Origin of the sequence: Enterobacter cloacae complex sp. CARB60, from assembly GCF_036487345.1 — a bacterium.
Taxonomy (GTDB): domain Bacteria; phylum Pseudomonadota; class Gammaproteobacteria; order Enterobacterales; family Enterobacteriaceae; genus Enterobacter; species Enterobacter asburiae_D.
In genome coordinates, this window is sequence record NZ_JAZKLC010000002.1 from 1,563,260 (window position 1) to 1,581,205 (window position 17,946).

At 58.3% G+C, this 17,946-nt stretch carries 11 protein-coding genes; 5 read left to right on the forward strand and 6 right to left on the reverse strand.

What is annotated here, in order from left to right:
- Window positions 1–74: 74 nt before the first annotated feature.
- The 6 genes from baeR to V4835_RS08545 are packed head-to-tail and all read right to left on the reverse strand — an operon-like array spanning window position 75 to window position 11,012.
- Window positions 75–797, reverse strand: a complete 723-nt coding sequence (baeR, locus tag V4835_RS08520; RefSeq protein ID WP_063144549.1) for a two-component system response regulator BaeR — start codon at window positions 795–797, stop codon at window positions 75–77.
- Window positions 794–2,197, reverse strand: a complete 1,404-nt coding sequence (gene baeS / locus V4835_RS08525) for a two-component system sensor histidine kinase BaeS (protein ID WP_331411917.1) — start codon at window positions 2,195–2,197, stop codon at window positions 794–796. Before baeS ends, baeR begins: the two co-directional genes overlap by 4 nt.
- Window positions 2,194–3,609: an MFS transporter gene (locus V4835_RS08530; RefSeq protein WP_331411918.1), complete on the reverse strand. Its 1,416-nt coding sequence runs from the start codon at window positions 3,607–3,609 to the stop codon at window positions 2,194–2,196. The genes baeS and V4835_RS08530 overlap by 4 nt, the downstream gene beginning before the upstream one ends.
- Window positions 3,610–6,687, reverse strand: coding sequence for a multidrug efflux RND transporter permease subunit MdtC (mdtC, locus tag V4835_RS08535; RefSeq protein ID WP_331411919.1), 3,078 nt, complete (start codon window positions 6,685–6,687; stop codon window positions 3,610–3,612).
- Window positions 6,688–9,810, reverse strand: a complete 3,123-nt coding sequence (locus tag V4835_RS08540; RefSeq protein ID WP_331411920.1) for an MdtB/MuxB family multidrug efflux RND transporter permease subunit — start codon at window positions 9,808–9,810, stop codon at window positions 6,688–6,690.
- Complete coding sequence (locus V4835_RS08545) at window positions 9,810–11,012, reverse strand: MdtA/MuxA family multidrug efflux RND transporter periplasmic adaptor subunit (protein ID WP_331411921.1); 1,203 nt, start codon at window positions 11,010–11,012, stop codon at window positions 9,810–9,812. The genes V4835_RS08540 and V4835_RS08545 overlap by 1 nt, the downstream gene beginning before the upstream one ends.
- A gap of 710 nt (window positions 11,013–11,722) precedes the next feature.
- On the opposite strand from V4835_RS08545, the gene ecpA reads away from it, so the two are divergent.
- From ecpA to V4835_RS08570, 5 genes are read left to right on the forward strand one after another with little or no spacing between them, the layout of a single operon-like run.
- Window positions 11,723–12,307, forward strand: coding sequence for a common pilus major fimbrillin subunit EcpA (gene ecpA, locus V4835_RS08550; protein ID WP_032658856.1), 585 nt, complete (start codon window positions 11,723–11,725; stop codon window positions 12,305–12,307).
- A gap of 51 nt (window positions 12,308–12,358) precedes the next feature.
- On the forward strand, window positions 12,359–13,033 hold the full coding sequence (locus V4835_RS08555) for a hypothetical protein (RefSeq protein ID WP_331411922.1): 675 nt from the start codon (window positions 12,359–12,361) through the stop codon (window positions 13,031–13,033).
- A 56-nt stretch (window positions 13,034–13,089) separates the two neighbouring features.
- Window positions 13,090–15,582, forward strand: coding sequence for a TcfC E-set like domain-containing protein (locus V4835_RS08560; RefSeq protein WP_331411923.1), 2,493 nt, complete (start codon window positions 13,090–13,092; stop codon window positions 15,580–15,582).
- Between the two features lie 4 nt (window positions 15,583–15,586).
- Window positions 15,587–17,200 carry a fimbrial protein gene (locus V4835_RS08565; RefSeq protein WP_331411924.1) on the forward strand — a complete coding sequence of 538 codons (1,614 nt, stop codon included), beginning with the start codon at window positions 15,587–15,589 and terminating at the stop codon, window positions 17,198–17,200.
- The gene (locus V4835_RS08570) at window positions 17,197–17,877 is read left to right on the forward strand and encodes a fimbrial biogenesis chaperone (protein ID WP_331411925.1); all 681 of its coding nucleotides are present in this window, start codon (window positions 17,197–17,199) and stop codon (window positions 17,875–17,877) included. The genes V4835_RS08565 and V4835_RS08570 overlap by 4 nt, the downstream gene beginning before the upstream one ends.
- Window positions 17,878–17,946: the final 69 nt, after the last annotated feature.

The following is a 17,946-nucleotide window of genomic DNA, read 5'->3' on the forward strand; positions in this document are numbered from 1 at the left end:
GCGGGGCAGGGAGGTAAAGTTATTGTGCCGGGTGGCGGCTTCGCCTTACCCGGCCTACATTAACCAGCGGCTGACTAGGCAATCCTGCACGCATCCGCTTCCCAGCGATACCCCACGCCGTACACCGCGCGGATAAACGACTGCTCGGCGTCCAGCGCCTCCAGCTTGCGGCGCAGGTTTTTGATATGGCTGTCGATGGTGCGGTCGGTCACAACGCGGTAATCGTCATACAGACGGTTCAGCAGCTGCTCGCGGGAGAAGACTTTTCCCGGCTCGTGGGAGAGGGTTTTCAGCAGGCGGAACTCCGCAGGCGTCAGGTCCAGCAGCTTGCTGCGCCAGCTCGCCTGGAAGCGGCTTTCGTCGACAATCAGCGGGCTTTCGGCGTCAAGCACCTGAAGCTCGCGCTGCGGCCTGCAGCGGCGCAGAATGGTTTTGACTCGGGCGACCACTTCACGCGGGCTGTAGGGTTTGCAGATGTAATCGTCCGCGCCAATTTCGAGCCCCAGCAGGCGGTCAATCTCTTCAATTTTGGCGGTGACCATGACGATTGGCACGTCGGAGAAGCGACGAATTTCCCGGCACAGGGTCAGACCATCGGTACCGGGGAGCATCAGATCCAGCAGGATCAGGTCCGGTGGCGTCTGGCGCACATAGGGCAGCACCTGATCGCCGTGGCTGATAAGCGACGGGGCGTAGCTGGCCGCGCGTAAATAGTCGATCAGTAACTGCCCAAGTTTCGGCTCGTCTTCGACAATCAAAATGCGTGGCGTGTTTTCGTCAATCGGTAGCTCGGTCATACTTCTCTCGATAAATCCCGTTCCAGAGGTAACTCTACTGTAATGCTAACCCCGCCAAAAGGCGAATGGGCGGCGCGGATCGTGCCATTATGCGCCTCGACGATGTTAACGCAAATCGCCAGCCCCAGGCCGGAACCGCCGCTGGCGCGGTTGCGGGAGCCTTCGGTACGGTAGAAACGTTCAAACAGTTTTTCCAGCTGCGCGTCCTGCACGCCGGGGGCCGAATCCGCGAAGGTGAGGGCAAAGCGCCCGTTTTCCTGCCTGCCGGAGATGTGCAGGCCGCCGCCGCTGTCGGTATAGCGCAGGCTGTTCTCCAGCAGGTTGTTGAACAGCTGCATCAGCCGGTCTTTGTCGCCAAACACCACCGCGCTGTCCGGCAGGGAGTGGTTGATTGTCAGGTTGCGGCTGGCAAACCGCTCGCGGAAGGCGCCGCTGATCACTTCCAGAATGTTAATCACGTCCACCGGCGCTTTCTGGTAAGCCAGCGCGCCTTCGTCGGACATGGAGAGCTGGTGGAGGTCGTTCACCAGCTTGGTGAGCGTACCCACCTCCGCCTGCAGAGAGGCCACCGATTCGGGCGTAAACTGGCGCACGCCGTCCTGAATGGCCTCCAGCTCGCCGCGCAGCACCGCCAGCGGCGTGCGCAGCTCGTGGGAGATATCGGCCATAAAGTCGCGGCGCATCTGCTGGTTCTTCTCCAGCGTGCTGGCGAGCTGGTTAAAGTCCTGCGCCAGCTTGCCCAGTTCGTCCTGGCTGCGGGTATCGACGCGGGTGGTGAAATCCCCGGCGGCCAGCTTGTGCGTGCCTTCCACCAGCCGTTTCACCGGGGCGAGCAGACCGCGCGCCAGCGGGAAGGTGGCGAGCGCGGCGAGCAGGGTGGAGAGGGCGACAATCAGCCAGCTTGTCCGACGCTGCTGGCGGTCAAAGTTGATGTCGGTGTTGCGCGTCAGGCGCTCCACCGGAGAGGCGATAACCCAGCCGACTGTCGCATTATTGACTTTGATCGCACGACGGGTGCCGTCCGGCGGTATCGGCGCGCGCGGTCCCACCAGCGTGCGCATGTCCTGGTCAATCACCCAGAACTGGGTGCGCCAGCCGTGCGGCGGCATGCCTGGCCCCGGACGATCGTCACCGGTATCGTGCTCCAGCGAGCGCAGGATCTGGAAAATAAAGCGGTCGTTATTGCGCAGAAAACGCCAGTTGCCGTGCTGGGCGTACTGTTCACTCAGCGCATCGCTTAATCCCTGTAAACGCTGTTCATTGCCATGCTTGATGTAATCAATAAAACCGCGCTCGAAGCTGATCCGCACCGCCCAGTGCATGGTGACCAGCAGGACGATACAGGTGGCAAATATCGCCACGAAGAGCTTGCCGGTAATGCCCGGACGCCAGAATTTCATGAACCACTCCTTTTGCCGCGCCTAATCACGACGTTCTTGCTGGTATCATCCGGCACTCTGGCGAAGATGAAAGCGGGCAGGGCGATGATGACCGCCATGCTGAGATAGGTATACAAAAAGACCTGATGCGCCACCGGCGTGTCGACGCTGAGATGGTGCTGGCCGTACATGCCGAGCAGTAAGCCCGCGATGGTCACCCCGACGCTCATTGAGAGCTGCATGATCATCGACAGCAGGCTGTTGCCGCTGCTTGCCAGATCGTCCGGCAGGTCCTTCAGCGTCAGGGTATTCATCGAGGAGAAGCGCATGGAGTTGACGATCCCCTGGCAGAACAGCACCAGCGGCAGAACGTAGTACCAGCCCATCAGCGCCACGGCCATAAACAGCAGACTCACCAGCGCCAGCCCCAGTGTGGCGGTTACCAGCACGTGACGGTAGCCAAAGCGGTTCACCACCTGCACCACGATGCGCTTCATTCCCATGCTGCCGAGCACCATCGGGATCATCATCAGTCCCGCGTGGAAGGGCGAAAATCCCATTCCGATTTGCAGGAAAACGGGCGTCATAAACGGCAGCATGCCGCTGCCGACGCGCCCGGCGAAGCTGCCGAACAGGCCAAGGCGGTAGGTAGGGTTTTTAAACAGGTTCAGGCTGAACAGCGCCTTATCGTTACCTCTGGCGTGCCACAGGTACCACAGTATGGCGGTAACGCCGAGCGCGATCAGGAGCCCGAGCGTCAGGGGCGAAATCCCCAGCCCTTTTTGCCCGTCGAGCGCGAGGGTAAGCGTGGCCATCCCCCCTGCCAGCAGGATGAAGCCAAAGAGATCGAATCGCCGCGTCTGCATTTTGTAGTTCGGCATCAGCGTCAGGGTGGCAATCGCGCCGATGATGCCAACAGGAAGATTGATTAAGAAAATCCAGTGCCACGAGGCGTACTCCACCAGAATGCCGCCGAGCGCCGGGCCCAGCAGCGGCCCCACCTGGCCGGGCAGGGTCACAAAGGTCATCGCCGCCATGTACTGCTCGCGCGGCACAATCTTCATCACCGTTAGCCGCCCGACGGGCACCATCATCGCCCCGCCAACGCCCTGCAGCACGCGCGCCATCACCAGCTGGTCGAGGGTGTTGGCCTGCGCGCAAAACAGCGAGCCGATGGTAAACAGCACGATGGCGGTAAAGAAGATATTCCGCACCCCCACTTTGTCCGCCAGCCAGCCGCTGGCAGGCAGCATCACGGCAACCGTCAGCACGTAGGAGACAATCACCATATGCATATGCAGCGGGCTCTCCCCCAGGCTTTTCGCCATGGAGGGGAGGGCGGTGTTGACGATGGTCGTATCCAGCGACTGCATAAAGAAGCCGAAGGCGACTATCCATAGCTGCCAGCGAACGTTAGCGGGGAGATCGGTCATCTACTCGGTCACCGTGGTTCTGTTTTTACGCGAAAAGCGCAGCCGCAGGCGGTCGAAGAACAGATAGACCACCGGCGTGGTGTATAGCGTCAGCAGCTGGCTCATGACCAGGCCGCCGACAATGGTGATCCCCAGCGGCTGGCGCAGCTCTGAGCCGTCTCCACCCGAGATAACCAGCGGCAGCGCGCCAAACAGCGCCGCCAGGGTGGTCATCATGATCGGACGAAAACGCAACAGGCAGGCCTGGAAGATCGCCTCTTCCGGCGACAGATTTCCGTTGCGCTGGGCGTCCAGGGCGAAGTCCACCATCATGATCGCGTTTTTCTTCACAATACCGATCAATAGCATGATCCCGATGAGGGCGATAAGGCTGAACGGCGCGCCGAACAGCTCCAGCGCCAGCAGCGCCCCCACGCCCGCCGACGGCAGCGTCGAGAGAATGGTCAGCGGGTGAACGTAGCTCTCGTACAGCACGCCCAGCACAATATAGACCGTGGCGATGGCGGCCAGAATCAAAATCACCTGCGAGTTCATCGTCTCCTGGAACACCTGCGCGGTCCCGGCAAAGCTGCCGCGCACGGTGGACGGCACGCCAAGCTGCGTCATCGCGCGGTTGATTGCGTCGCTGGCCTCAGAAAGCGACGAGCCGGCGGGCAGGTTAAAGGAGATGGTCGACGACGCCGAAAGCCCCTGATGGTTCACCGACAGCGGCGCGTTGGCGGGCTGCCAGCTGGCAAAGTAGGAGAGCGGAATCGCCTTGCCGTCGTTGTTAATCACAAACATTTTGTCCAGGGCACTGATGTCCTGGGTATAGCGGGGATCAACTTCCATCACCACCTTGTACTGGTTCATCGGCTGGTAGATGGTGGAGATCTCGCGCTGGCCGAAGGCGTTGTTCAGCAGGCTGTTGGCGGCTTCAACGTTAATGCCCAGACGCGACATGGTTTCGCGGTCGTAGGTCAGGGCCATCTCGGCGCCGTTGTCCTGCTGATCGGAGTTGACGTCCGCCAGCTCCGGCAGGGCGGCCAGCGCCTTGCGGATCTTCGGCTCCCACTCGCGCAGGGCGGCTAAATCGTCCGAGAGCAACGTGTACTGATAGCTGGCGTTCGCCTGACGGCCGCCGACGCGGATATCCTGAACGGCCATCAAAAACAGGTTTGCCCCCGGCTCTTTGGCGAGCTTCACCCGCAGGCGGTCAATCACCTGCTGGGCGGTTTCGTTGCGTTCGCCGCGCGGTTTCAGGGTAATAAACATCATCCCGCTGTTGACGCGTGACCCGCCGGTAAAGCCGGTGACGTTATCCACGGCTTTGTCTTCACGAATGATCTTCATAAAGTCCTGCAGCTTGCCGCGCATCGCCTGGAACGAAATGCTCTGGTCCGCCTGAATCCCGCCCATCAGCACGCCGGTGTCCTGCTCGGGGAAGAAGGTTTTCGGGATGGTGATGTACATCCACACGTTGAGCACGATGGTGCCGATCAGCACCAGGCCAACCAGCCGGGTATGGTTCAGCACCCACTTCAGCGATTTGCCGTAGCCTTCCTGCATCGCCATCAGGAAGCGACCAAAGCCTTTGCGGCGCGGCTGCGAATGGGGTTTGCTGCGCTTGAGCATCCAGCCGCACATCATTGGCGTCAGCGTTAAGGAGATAACCAGCGAAATGCCGATAGCGACGGAGAGGGTGACGGCAAACTCGCGCAGCAGCCGCCCCGGCAGCCCGCCCATCAGCAGCAGCGGCAGGAATACCGCCACCAGCGACAGGCTCATGGAGAGCACCGTAAAGCCCACCTCGCGCGTGCCCTGCAGCGCGGCCTGCAGCGGCTTCACGCCCGCTTCCAGGTGGCGGGAAATGTTTTCCAGCACCACGATGGCATCATCCACCACGAAGCCCGTGGCAATTGTCAGGGCCATCAGCGACAGGTTGTTGAGGCTAAACCCGCACAGGTACATGGCGGCAAAGGTTCCGATCAGCGAGACCGGCACGGCCACCGCCGGGATAAGCGTCGCGCGGCCAGAGCGCAGGAACAGGAAGACCACCAGGATCACCAGCGCGACGGAGATAATCAGCGTTTGCTCCACCTCTTCAAGCGAGGCGCGAATGGTCGGCGAGCGATCCTGCGCAATTTGCAGATCGATTGCTGCCGGGATGGTCTCCTGCAGGTCCGGAAGGCGGGCGCGAATGCTGTTAACCGTCTCAATAATGTTCGCTTCCGGCAGCTTGCGGATCATCAGCAGAATGGCCGGCTTAGCGTTGGTCATCCCGGCGTTACGCACGTCCTGCACCGAGTCGGTGACGCTGGCAACGTCGCTTAAGCGCACCGCCGCGCCGTTGTTGTAGTGAATAATGAGCGGCTGATATTCCGCCGCGGTTTTCAGCTCGTCGTTGGTGTGGATCTGCCAGCGGTGGCTACCGTCCTCAATCGCCCCTTGCGGCTTGCGGACGTTGGCCGTGCTGATGGCGGAGCGCACGTCATCCAGCGACACGCCCTGGTTGAACAGCGCCTGCGGGTTTAGGCCCACGCGCACGGCGGGCAGGGAACTTCCGCCGACGCTCACGTCACCGACGCCGTTAATTTGTGAGATTGTCTGCGCCAGCTGGGTAGACGCAAAGTCGTAAAGCTGCCCCTGCGAGTACGTATCCGAGGTCAGCGTCAGGATCATGATCGGCGCATCGGACGGGTTGGCCTTGCGGTAGGTTGGGCGGCTCGGCATCCCGCTCGGCAGCAGGCTTTGTGCGGCGTTAATGGCCGCCTGCACGTCCCGCGCCGCACCGTTAATATCCCGGTCGAAGCTGAACTCCAGAATGATGCGCGTGCTGCCCAGCGAGCTGCTGGAGGTCATCTCGTTGACCCCCGCAATCCGCCCAAGGGAACGCTCCAGCGGCGTGGCAACCGACGAGGCCATGGTTTCCGGTGATGCTCCCGGCAGCGAGGCGCTCACCATGATCACCGGGAAATCCACCTGCGGCAGCGGCGCCACCGGCAGCAGCCGGAAGCCCAGCACGCCGCAGAGGGTAATGGCGAGCGAGATTAAAATCGTCGCCACCGGGCGATAAATGAAGAGGGCGAAAAACTTCACTTATGCCTCCTCTTCACGTTTCGGGAAGCGGCTTTTGGTCCACAGCGCCAGGCGGTCAAACAGCAGGTAGATCACCGGCGTGGTGAACAGCGTGAGTACCTGGCTTACCAGCAGGCCGCCGACCATGCCGATACCCAGCGGACGGCGCAGCTCCGCGCCGACGCCGGTGCTGAGCATCAGCGGCAGCGCGCCCAGCAGGGCCGCCAGGGTGGTCATCAGGATCGGACGGAAACGCAGCAGGCAGGCCTGGAAAATGGCATCGCGCGGCGACATGCCCTGCTCGCGCTCGGCGGCAAGTGCAAAGTCGATCATCATGATGGCGTTTTTCTTCACGATCCCGATAAGCAGGATAATGCCGATGATGGCAATGACGTCCAGCTCGCTGCCCGCCAGCATCAATGCCAGCAGCGCCCCCACGCCCGCCGTCGGCAGGGTAGAGAGGATGGTGATCGGGTGGATAAAGCTTTCGTACAGTACCCCGAGCACGATGTACATCGCCACGACCGCCGCGACGATCAGCCAGATGGTGTTACCCAGCGCGGCCTGAAACGCCAGCGTGCTGCCCTGGAACTGGGTCTGAATATCGGACGGGAAGCTGAGTTCTTTTTCAGCAGCCTGAATGGCCTCCACCGCTTCGCCGAGAGAATAATTGTCCGGCACGTTAAAGGAAATGGTGGTGGACGGGAACTGATCCAGATGGTTGATCGACAGCGGGGTATAGCGTTCTTCCACCGTGGCGATAGCGCTCAGCGGCACAATACCGCCGTCTTTGCTGGTCAGGCGCACCGAGTCCAGCCCCGCCAGGCCGGGCGTGTTCTCCGTATTGTGCTCCAGCACCACGCGATACTGGTTGGCCTGGGTGTAGATGGTGGAGATCAGGCGCTGACCGAAGGCGTTGTACAGGGCGTTGTCCACGTCCGACATGGTAATGCCCAGGCGGCTGGCGGTATCGCGGTTGACGTTCACGTACGCCGCCAGCCCTTTGTCCTGCCAGTCGCTGCTAACGTCGGCGAGCTGCGGCAGGGTTTTGAGCTTATCCACCAGCTGCGGCACCCAGGTGCTGAGCGCGTCCAGCGAGGTGGCCTGCAGCGTGAACTGATACTGCGTGCGGCTGACCTGGGTATCAATGGTCAAATCCTGAATCGGCTGCAGGTAAAGCTCCACGCCCGGCACGCGCGCGACGGCATTTTGCAGACGCTCAATGACGGCGTTGACGCGATCGTCGCGTTCATCCAGCGGCTTGAGGTTGATCTGCAGACGCGCGCTGTTGAGCGACGGGTTGGTGCCGTCGACGCCCACGTAGGAGGTTAGGCTCTCCACCGCCGGATCTTTCATGACGATCTCAGACACCTGCTGCTGGCGCTGTGCCATATTGGCGAAGGAGACCGACTGCGGGGCCTGAAGCGTGCCCTGAATAATGCCGTTGTCCTGGATGGGGAAGAAACCTTTCGGAATGAAAATCCACAGCATCACGCTGAGCGCCAGCGTTCCCAGCGCCACGCCGAGCGTGGCCCACGGATGGTTAAGGACTTTCGCCAGCATGCGACCGTAGGCGGCAATAATGCGTTCGAACATGCGCTCGGAGGCGCGCGAGAAGCGGTTTTGCTTGCGCAGGGACTCGTGGCTCAGCATGCGGGCGCACATCATCGGCGTCAGGGTCAGCGACACCACGGCGGAGATCAAAATGGCGACCGCCAACGTCACGGCAAACTCGCGGAACAGTCGCCCGACGATATCGCCCATAAACAGCAGCGGGATCAGCACCGCAATCAGCGAGAAGGTCAGCGAGATAATGGTAAAGCCGATTTCGCCCGCGCCTTTCAGCGCGGCCGCCAGCGGTTTTTCACCTTTCTCGATATAGCGCGAAATGTTCTCGATAACGACGATGGCGTCGTCCACCACGAACCCGGTGGCGATGGTGAGCGCCATCAGCGTCAGGTTATTAATCGAAAAATCGAGGAACACCATCACCGCAAAGGTCCCGACCAGCGAGAGCGGCACGGCGACGGCGGGAATAATGGTTGCCGGAACGTTGCGCAGGAACAGGTAAATGATCATGACCACCAGCGCAATCGCCAGCATCAGCTCAAACTGTGTGTCGGTAACCGACGCGCGAATATTCGTGGTGCGGTCTGAAAGCACCTTCACGCTGACCGATTTCGGCAGGCTTTCGATCAGCTGCGGCAGCATGGTGCGGATGCTGTCGGCGGTGTCGATGATGTTGGCGCCCGGCTGGCGCTGCACGTTCATCACGATCGCCTGCTGCCTGTTGGCCCAGGCGCCGAGCCAGCTGTTTTCAGCACCTTGCTCCACGGTCGCCACGTCGCCCAGACGCACCGGAGCGCCGTTCTGGTAAGCAACAATCAGCTGGCGGTATTCATCGGCGGACTGCATCTGATCGTTGGCAGAGAGCGTCACGGCGCGGGTGGGGCCGTCCAGCGAGCCTTTTGCCGAGTTAACGTTGGCACTGCTGATGGCGGTGCGGATGGTTTCGCTGGTCAGGCCCAGCGCGGCAATCGCCTGCGCGTTCAGCTTCACGCGCACGGCGGGGCGCTGGCCGCCCGCCAGAGTGACGAGGCCGACGCCTGAGACCTGAGAAATTTTCTGCGCCACGCGCGTTTCGACCATATCCTCGACCTGCGTCATCGGCATGGCGGAGGAGGTGACGGCAAGCGTCATGATTGGCGGATCGGCCGGGTTCACCTTGCTGTAGACCGGCGGGTTAGGCAGGTCCGACGGCAGCAGGTTAGTAGCAGCGTTAATCGCGGCCTGCACCTCCTGCTCGGCGACGTCCAGCGACAGCGCCAGCTGGAACTGCAGCGTTACCACGGATGCCCCGCCGGAACTCTGGGAGGACATCTGTTTTAGCCCCGACATCTGCCCAAACTGGCGCTCCAGCGGGGCGGTAATGGCGGACGTCACCACGTCCGGGCTGGCGCCTGGATAGAGAGTGACAACCTGAATGGTTGGGTAATCCACCTCCGGCAGCGCCGACACGGGCAGGAAACGATAGCCGATAATCCCGGCGAGCAGGATCGCCACCATCAGCAGCGTGGTGGCGACAGGGCGGAGGATAAACAGGCGTGACGGCCCGCCTGTAGAGCCTGGCGGCATAACCTGCATCAGGATTTCTCTCCCTGTTTCGCAGGTTCAACCACTTCCACTTTGGCCCCTTCGGTCAGACGGTCAATGCCGTCGGTGACCACGCGGTCGCCTGCGGAAAGGCCGGCGGCGATGACCACAGTCTGGCTGTCCTGAATCCCGGTTTTCACCAGGTGCTTGCTGACTTTGTTATCGCTGTTAAGTACCCAGACGAAGTTACCTTCGTTACCCATTTGCAGCGCAGCGGTGGGGATCACCACCGCGTTCTCTTCGGTAGCGACCAGCATTCGCGCGTTGACGAACTGGTTCGGGAAGAGGGCATCGTCCTGGTTATTAAAGCGCGCCTTCAGCTTGATGGTGCCGGTGGTGGTGTCGATCTGGTTATCCAGGCTGAGCAGGAAGCCTTCGCTCAGTTTCTGCTTGTTGGTGCGGTCCCAGGCTTCCACCACCAGCCCCTTTCCGGATTTCTGCGCCTGCACCACGGTCGCAATGTCGCTTTCCGGCAGGGTAAAGACTAAATCAATCGGGTGAGTCTGGGTGATCACCACGATGCCCGTGGTGTCGCCGCTGGAGATCTGGTTGCCGATATCGACCTGCTTCAGGCCCACGCGCCCGTCAATCGGCGCGGTGATGCGGCTCCAGTCCAGCTGCAGCTGTGCGCTGGCCACGGCGGCCTCGTCGGCTTTGATGGTGCCCTGCGTTTCGCTGACCAGCGACTGCTGGGTATCCAGCTCCTGACGAGACACAAGGTTGGTTTTCACCAGCTGCTGGTAGCGAGCCAGATCGCGACGGGCGTTGGCGAGGGTGGCTTTGTCTTTCGCTAGCTGCCCCTGCGCCTGGGCAAGGGCGACCTTAAACTGGCTCGGGTCGATTTCCGCCAGCAGATCGCCCGCTTTGACCTGCTGCCCTTCCTGGAAGTGAATGGCCATCAGCTGGCCGTCGACGCGGCTGCGCACCGTCACGGTGTTGGCGGCGGTAATGGTTCCGAGACCGGTAAGGTAGCGAGGAACGGCTTTATTCACCGCCGTCGCCGCCTGTACCGGCGCCAGCGCGCCGCCGCGCATGCCGCGACGGCCTCCGGCGGCTGGGCCCTGCGACGCGCTCCTGGCACCGGCGGGTGCCGGGGCGTTAGCGGATTGACTGTGCCAGTACCAGGCGGCGGCAAGGACCACCACAATGATGCCAGCGGCGATTGCCCAGCGGGATTTGTTACTGCCTTTCATCGTTATACGTTCTCATCCTGAAGACTTCGGGGAATGATACTAGTTTAGTCAGCTAACGCAGCGGAAAAATGGAGGAAATATGGAAGACTGTCAGGAATGGTCTGAATGGTGCCGGTGCGGCTTCGTTGCGTGACGCTTCGCGGATTCTGTTTAATCCAGGAATATTTCTTTATTCGTGGAATATTCCGAAGCCACACTGCTTCGATGAAAAATATAACCTGCTGCTCAGCGTTTATTATTAACTAACAGTCTAGGAATATTCCTGACATTATTAATATAGGATAGGATTTTTCCCTCGCTTACTAAATTGATGCATATTTTTAGCAAATATTTAACAAGTATTTTTATTTTAAATCGAGTTGAATAATTAATTGATTCATAATGTTTTTTAGCTTTTTCGCATTCTTTTTCTATTTTGATTTGTATCAAAAAATCAAAATAGATTTAAAATCCTTAATTTTTGTTAAAATCAGAATTAAAAACTATTAATTAATTATTAATAAGGTTTTAATGTTATCGTTGAGTGTTTCCAACCTATTCATGCTAAGAAAATTCCTAGATGTGTTAAGTTTTTTCGTATTTTGTGGTGTTGTGGGGAAGGTTATTTCGAATAATACTTTTTGGCGCGGCAAATCTCGCTCGCAATTAAATGGAGCATCCTGGTTCTTATAAAGAGTGCCTGGTTGCGCGTTTGTTCTCAGGAGAAAAAAATGAAAAAGTTATTATTGGTGGCCTCTCTGGTTTCTGTATTCGCAGCAGCAAATGCAATGGCTGATGTGACTGCATCTGCTACAGCGTCATGGGATGCAACGGCTACAAAAGATACAACCAGCATGCTGGTTGTTACTCCGCTGAACTCACTGACTTTCCAGTATGCGGAAGGCCTGAACGGGTTTAACTCTCAGGACGGCGCTTTTGACGTAACCATTCAGGGACAAGAAAGTGCGACAGATTTCGAGCTGACTGCACAGGTCATCAGCAATACACTGACCAACGCAAGCGGCGATGCGTCTACGCTGGACGTGGGTGTGGCATGGAACGGCAATGCGCTTTCCAGCGCGTCTGAAACCGTTCTGGTTAACTCCTCTTCAACCTCTGGCCTCGAAAGCCTGATGGCGGATGGTGCTTATAACGGTGCTGAGCGCGTGAGCGATCAGTCCAGCTTCAAGTTCTCCATTTCCTCTGCTACCTCTGACGGTACGACTCCGGTAACAGATTACTCAGCGCTGCCTGACGGCTACTGGACTGGCGATGTGAAAGTACAGTTCAACGCGACCTGGACCACTCCAGCGTAATGAATAAAATTCGGGAGAGTGACTCTCCCGAATTTTCTCAGGAAATAAGTAATGACTAAATATGTGCCAATAGCCATGTTGGTAGGGATTGCTACATCCTTTTCCAGCTGGGCAATTAATGTGGGTGATATTACATCGATAATGATTTCCGAAGAGAGTTCATTATCGAAAGAAATCATCAACACGACGGATTCTGCGCGCTACGTGAGTGTGACGGTAAAACAACTCTCCTCTCCGCTGCCCGGCGGCGTCGAGCTGAACGCTAATCCCGGTGAATTATTATCGACACCCGCCAGCCTTATTCTTCCTGGCGAAGCGAAAGATGTGTTCCGTTTTTTCTATAAAGGTCCGGAGGATGATAAAGAGCGTTATTACCGCCTGCAGTGGATAGACGAGCCGATCAGTGAAAGCGCAACCACCAAAGCCGGTAAAGCCGCGACGGCCACGGCCTCGGCGGAGATTGGCACCATTATGGTTGTTGCCCCGCGCAAGGAGCGCTTCGACTACAGCCGTCAGGGCGACCTGATTACCAATACCGGCAATGTCTCATTTCGCGTGATCGCCTACGGCGCCTGCAAGGACAAGGCGCAGGATCAGGGCAGGGGCTGCCGCGAGCGTTATTACGTCATGCCGGGCACAAAAATAAGGCTGCAAAAAAGCGATGTGTCGAATAGCCGTACTCGTATTGGCATCTGGCACGGCAAGCAATTTATTACAGTGAAGTAAAAACATAACGCCATTACCGGTACCAAAAATTAAAATGCCGATGTGTAAGGATGCGTATGTCGTTTAAATATCTCATTGGGGGAAGTGTATTTCTCTCGCTAGCGTTAACACCAGGCTTTGCACATTCTGCGCCTGTGAAGATCGGGAAATACGTTATTCCTGGCGCGTTTGCCCGTTCGCTGGAGCAGGGAATGACGGTTCCGGTATTTATTCGCTATCAGGAAACGGACGAAAAGAGTCAGCAGAAAATTGCGGACGCGGTGATCTCTCTGGTCGACGGGAACATTACCGTGAAGTCGATTATGGTTTCCGACCTGCCAAATAACGCCGTGCTGTCGGATAAAACCCGCGCCATGGTAGAAAAAATCGCTGACGCTAAGTTTGTGGATAACACCGCGATTGCCCTGACGCCGGAAGCCCGCCTGCAGCTGAACGTTTCGTCGTTTCACCTGGAGATGATCGTCAGCCGGGACGCGCTAACCGAGGCGGTAGTGGCGCGCAGCACCTTATTAGGCCCGTCCAGCGTGGACAGGCTCTCTAACGTGCTTAATTACAATTTCGGCACCTATTACAACGACTATCAGAATGGCAGCAGCTCGCGCAGCTATTTAACGCTGGATAACACCCTGTCGCTTCGGGAGCATCACTTCAATATTAACGGTTCGGTATACGGTATTGGCGAGAGCAACAGTTCGAGCAAGGTGTATCGCGCGATGTACGAACGCGACTACGAGGGCTATCGCCTGGCGCTGGGAATGCTTGATACGTGGAACGTGCAGTCCATTGCCAGCCTGAACGCGCTGAACGGCGGAAAAATCTACGGCGCCAGCTACGGCAATAAAGGCAGCACAGTGGTGGAAAATACCGCGCTGTCGCTGACTCCAATTACGGTCTTTCTTCCGGCCGCCGGGGAAGTCCACGTCTTCCGCGACGGGCGCTTGCTGAGCGTGCAGAACTTCAACATGGGCAGCTACGAAATTGACACCAGCCGTTTTCCCTACGGGGTTTACGACGTGACGGTGGATATCGTGGTGAACGGCCGCACGGTGAACACCCGGGTCAGCCGCGTGAATAAAATCTTCGCGCGCCAGCAGGCCGCCGGGCTGGACCAGCTCTCATGGCAGGTGTTCGGCGGATCGCTGGATTACGATCGCGTAAGCTACAAGCGCAATCACTACCACAATGCCGGCAGCGAGCGGACCTGGATTGCCGGCGGTGCGGCCTCTCTGACGCTGGCGATCCTCTCCGGCCTGAACGTGAAGTCCACGCTGTACGGCTTTGATTCCAACGCCGTTAACGAAACCGACCTGACCTTAAACGCCAATGAATACGTGAGCGTGGGCACTCAAACGCTGGTGGCAAACGACGGCACCTGGCGCAACGTCAGCAGCGTGAGCCTCAACGCTCCCGGCGGGTTTGGCTCGGTGTGGGCGTCACGCGAGGACAGCAAGATTGGCGACCGTTTGCCGGTGCAGGAGCGCGATAACTACTCCATTGGCGGCACGATTAACCTCGGACGCTTTATTCCGCACGGCGGATCGCTGACGGTGAGCCAGACGGAAAACCGCTACTCGGGCAACAAATATCGCAACCTGGATTACAGCACCACGCTGTACGCCGGGCGTTACGCCACCGTCGGCCTGCGCGCCGGGGTGCAGCGCTATTACTACAACAACCAGAATGACGACGGTCGCCAGGAGCGTTACGTCAGCCTCGACTTCTCGCTGCCGCTGGCCTCCTGGCTGAGCGTCGGGGCATCGCGGGATCGTTACGGTGCAACGCAGGGCAACATCAGCGCCCGCAGGCAGTTTGAAGACGGGCCAATTACCTCGGCGGGGATCGCGGCCTCCACCCGCCTGAGCGGCGAGCAGAACTACGGCAACGATTATTCCGTGAACGGCAACATGAGTTACGCCACCAAATACAACGCCGGGACGGTCTCCGTTACCCGATCGGCGGATAACGCCACCAACCTGAACTTCTCATCCCAGGGTTCGGTTGCCTGGGCGGGGGGCGATTTCGGCCTCAGCAAAGAGCGCCAGCGTTCCGGCATCATCGTGAAAACCGGGCTGGCAGGGGACGGCAAGCTGGCGGCGAAAATCAATAACCGTCACTACGTCCTGAGCGGCAAATCGAGCTTTATCGCGTTGCCGCCGTACGCACAGTACAAGCTGGAGATCATGAATGACCGCAACTCCGAGGACAGCTTCGATATCGTCTCCGGGCGTAAGCAGTCGCTGAACCTCTATCCGGGCAACGTTGGCGTGGTGGCGCCGGAAGTGAAAAGCATGGTGACCGTCTTCGGGCGCGTGCGCTATCCGAACGGACAGCTCGCGGCCAATACCGATATTCATAACCACATCGGCAAAACGCGCACCGATGCGAAAGGTGAGTTCGCGATTGATATCGATAAGACATTCCCCGTCATTACCCTTGTTTCGGCGAATGGCAACATCTGCGAAGCCGATTTAGATCTGGAAAAAGCCCGCGGCGCAGCGTGGGTCGGGGACGTGCAATGCGCACTGCAATCGACTATGGCGCAGAGATAATGCTATGAAAAATGTTAACCTTATTCTTCCGTTACTCGTTGCGGGTGCATTGACGCCGCTGGCGGCGAACGCGTTGACCGCGTCATCGTCCGGCTCGGTCAGCAATAACTTTCTGTTTATTGAAAACGCCGTGGACGGTGAGTATTTCATTACCCCCTCTGCGCTCGATCCTCGCTTTAGCGGATCCAACACCTGGGTGAAATACGGCACCTCGCAGGTGAGCCTCGGCTATCTCGGCTACGTGGGCTGGACGGCTCCGGCGAATAACTATCAGGATATGTGGATCGATAATTCGCCGATTGACGGGCCGTTTAGCGGCATCCGCTGTTACAGCGGTACGCAATGCCCAACGTCCGGCTATATCTCCGGTCAGGGCCGAGACAGCAATGGTTTCTACCACGCTCAGGTCGGCTCGGTCGCGGGCGTGGTGGGCGGGGCGTACGGCTTTGCGTCGCTGAGCGATTCGGCCTACGAATATTTTCGCGCGATGCCGACCGGCAGCAGCGAAACTTATGTCTTTAACCGCTGCTATACCTCGATTAACTATGATTACGCGGGGGGCGAGCGCTGTAAGGATCAAAGCACCGGGCGCTGGAACTACGTGAACTACACCTTAACCAAGCGCGGCCATCTGGCGCTGGAATCTACCAGTGCGTTCCAGGAGCTGTGGATCGCCAGCGACGGGACGCCGAGCATTACCAATGACTCCGGCGCCTGCGAGTTGGGGGTTGTCGGAAACGTAAGCGGCGTGATCTGCAAAATGGTCAGCTACAGCCTTCAGCAGACCGCGAATCTGACCGCCTCGCTCACCTTCAGGGCCTATATCGATTCCGCCGCGCTGGGCTTTACCCCAGCGGCGTCAACGGTGCGTTATTCCGGTAACGGCTCGAACTGGTATAACTTCAGCGCGACGACGGCCTATTACAATGTCTTCTCAACGGACGGCCATTACGTCTATCTCTTTTTGTCGAAGACGTTTCTTAAAAACCTTGTCGACTCGGGCTACAGCATTACCAACAGTCAGCCTTTTACCTTTGCTTTCCGCAATAGCTTAACGCCGGAGTCGGGGCATTACGAGTTCACGCCATCGTTGCAGCTGAACATTATTCCGAAGGAGTATGGAATCAGCATTGTCTCGTCGAATAACACCACGTCGGCAAGCGGCAGCGGCACCATCGGCGATGATACCCCGATTGGCATGGACTATGTCGTCACCGTTTCCGGCCCGCGCCAGGCGGACAGTATTACCGCTCAGGTCACGGGGGACACCACGACCATTAACAATACGCCGTACTGCCTGTTTACCTCCGCGCAGGGCGGGATCAGCGTGCCGATCCCGGCGTATCTGCAGTACAGCAACCAGTCGGGCAGCGTGACGCAGGTGCGCAATAGCTGCGGCGAGGCGCCCATCAGCCTCAACGATGCGTTGTGGCAGCAAACGCCGTGGGATGCGAATAACACCGACGACGGAAGCTACTTCAGCACCGGCTTATCGCTGCTGTTTCCGATGAATGACTCCCGTTCGGCGCTGACGGTTGCAGGCTCCGACTGGGAAGGCGTGGTTAGCGCCAGCGGCGAAATCAAAGTCACCGCAAACTGGCTGGGTGTCACCAAATGAAGCGCTGGTATGCGGCAATCATCAGTGCGGCGCTGCTGAGCTTTTCGGCGCACGCCCTGTATCTCGATTCCACGATTTACGAGATGCCTGCGGACAAGTCATTCATCAGCAAACGTATTTTTAACGACAGCAAAAAGCAGAATGTGTATCGAATTTCTGCGGTGAAAATTGATAAGCCCGGGCCGGGCGGGGAGAAGCGCCAGGATATAGAAGAAGGAGAGCTGATCTTTGCGCCGCTGACGTTCTCGCTGGCGCCGGATGCCGGGGAGTTTTTTAATATTTTCTACCGCGGCCCGCAGGATGACAGGGAGCGCTATTACCGGGTGCAGTTCACGGAGCTGCCCGTCACGATGTTCCCGGAGCGCAACGGGGGGAAAAGAAGCGAAGCGATACCGGCTATCGCCCTGGATACGATACTGGTGGTGCGCCCGAGAAAAATCGACCTGCGCTATACCCTGGATGAGCAGGACGGGGTGCTTAAAAATACCGGGAACACTTTTTTTAAAATCATTGTGCAGCAGGGATGCAATTCTACTGATGATGAGGCCACTATCCGTTACGTTCTCCCCGGAGAAACGTATCGAAGCAGCGGGTTAAAAAATCAAAATAAAAAATTCATTGTCGCTTTGCACAAGTATATGCCTATTGGCAATGCGTGTTTTAAACCCGACTCATAAAATCTAAATAAAAATATTCTTATATTGCTAACCTGTATAAGGTAAATATACTCTGTATAGGTTGTTTGC

What these genes read in the sequence shown, in the direction of transcription:
- V4835_RS08545 (WP_331411921.1), bottom strand. Translation starts at nt 11,012, where the DNA reads ATGAAAGGCAGTAACAAATCCCGCTGGGCAATCGCCGCTGGCATCATT.
- V4835_RS08530 (WP_331411918.1), bottom strand. Translation starts at nt 3,609, where the DNA reads ATGACCGATCTCCCCGCTAACGTTCGCTGGCAGCTATGGATAGTCGCC.
- baeS (WP_331411917.1), bottom strand. Translation starts at nt 2,197, where the DNA reads ATGAAATTCTGGCGTCCGGGCATTACCGGCAAGCTCTTCGTGGCGATA.
- V4835_RS08570 (WP_331411925.1), top strand. Translation starts at nt 17,197, where the DNA reads ATGAAGCGCTGGTATGCGGCAATCATCAGTGCGGCGCTGCTGAGCTTT.
- ecpA (WP_032658856.1), top strand. Translation starts at nt 11,723, where the DNA reads ATGAAAAAGTTATTATTGGTGGCCTCTCTGGTTTCTGTATTCGCAGCA.
- baeR (WP_063144549.1), bottom strand. Translation starts at nt 797, where the DNA reads ATGACCGAGCTACCGATTGACGAAAACACGCCACGCATTTTGATTGTC.
- V4835_RS08555 (WP_331411922.1), top strand. Translation starts at nt 12,359, where the DNA reads ATGACTAAATATGTGCCAATAGCCATGTTGGTAGGGATTGCTACATCC.
- V4835_RS08560 (WP_331411923.1), top strand. Translation starts at nt 13,090, where the DNA reads ATGTCGTTTAAATATCTCATTGGGGGAAGTGTATTTCTCTCGCTAGCG.
- V4835_RS08565 (WP_331411924.1), top strand. Translation starts at nt 15,587, where the DNA reads ATGAAAAATGTTAACCTTATTCTTCCGTTACTCGTTGCGGGTGCATTG.
- V4835_RS08540 (WP_331411920.1), bottom strand. Translation starts at nt 9,810, where the DNA reads ATGCAGGTTATGCCGCCAGGCTCTACAGGCGGGCCGTCACGCCTGTTT.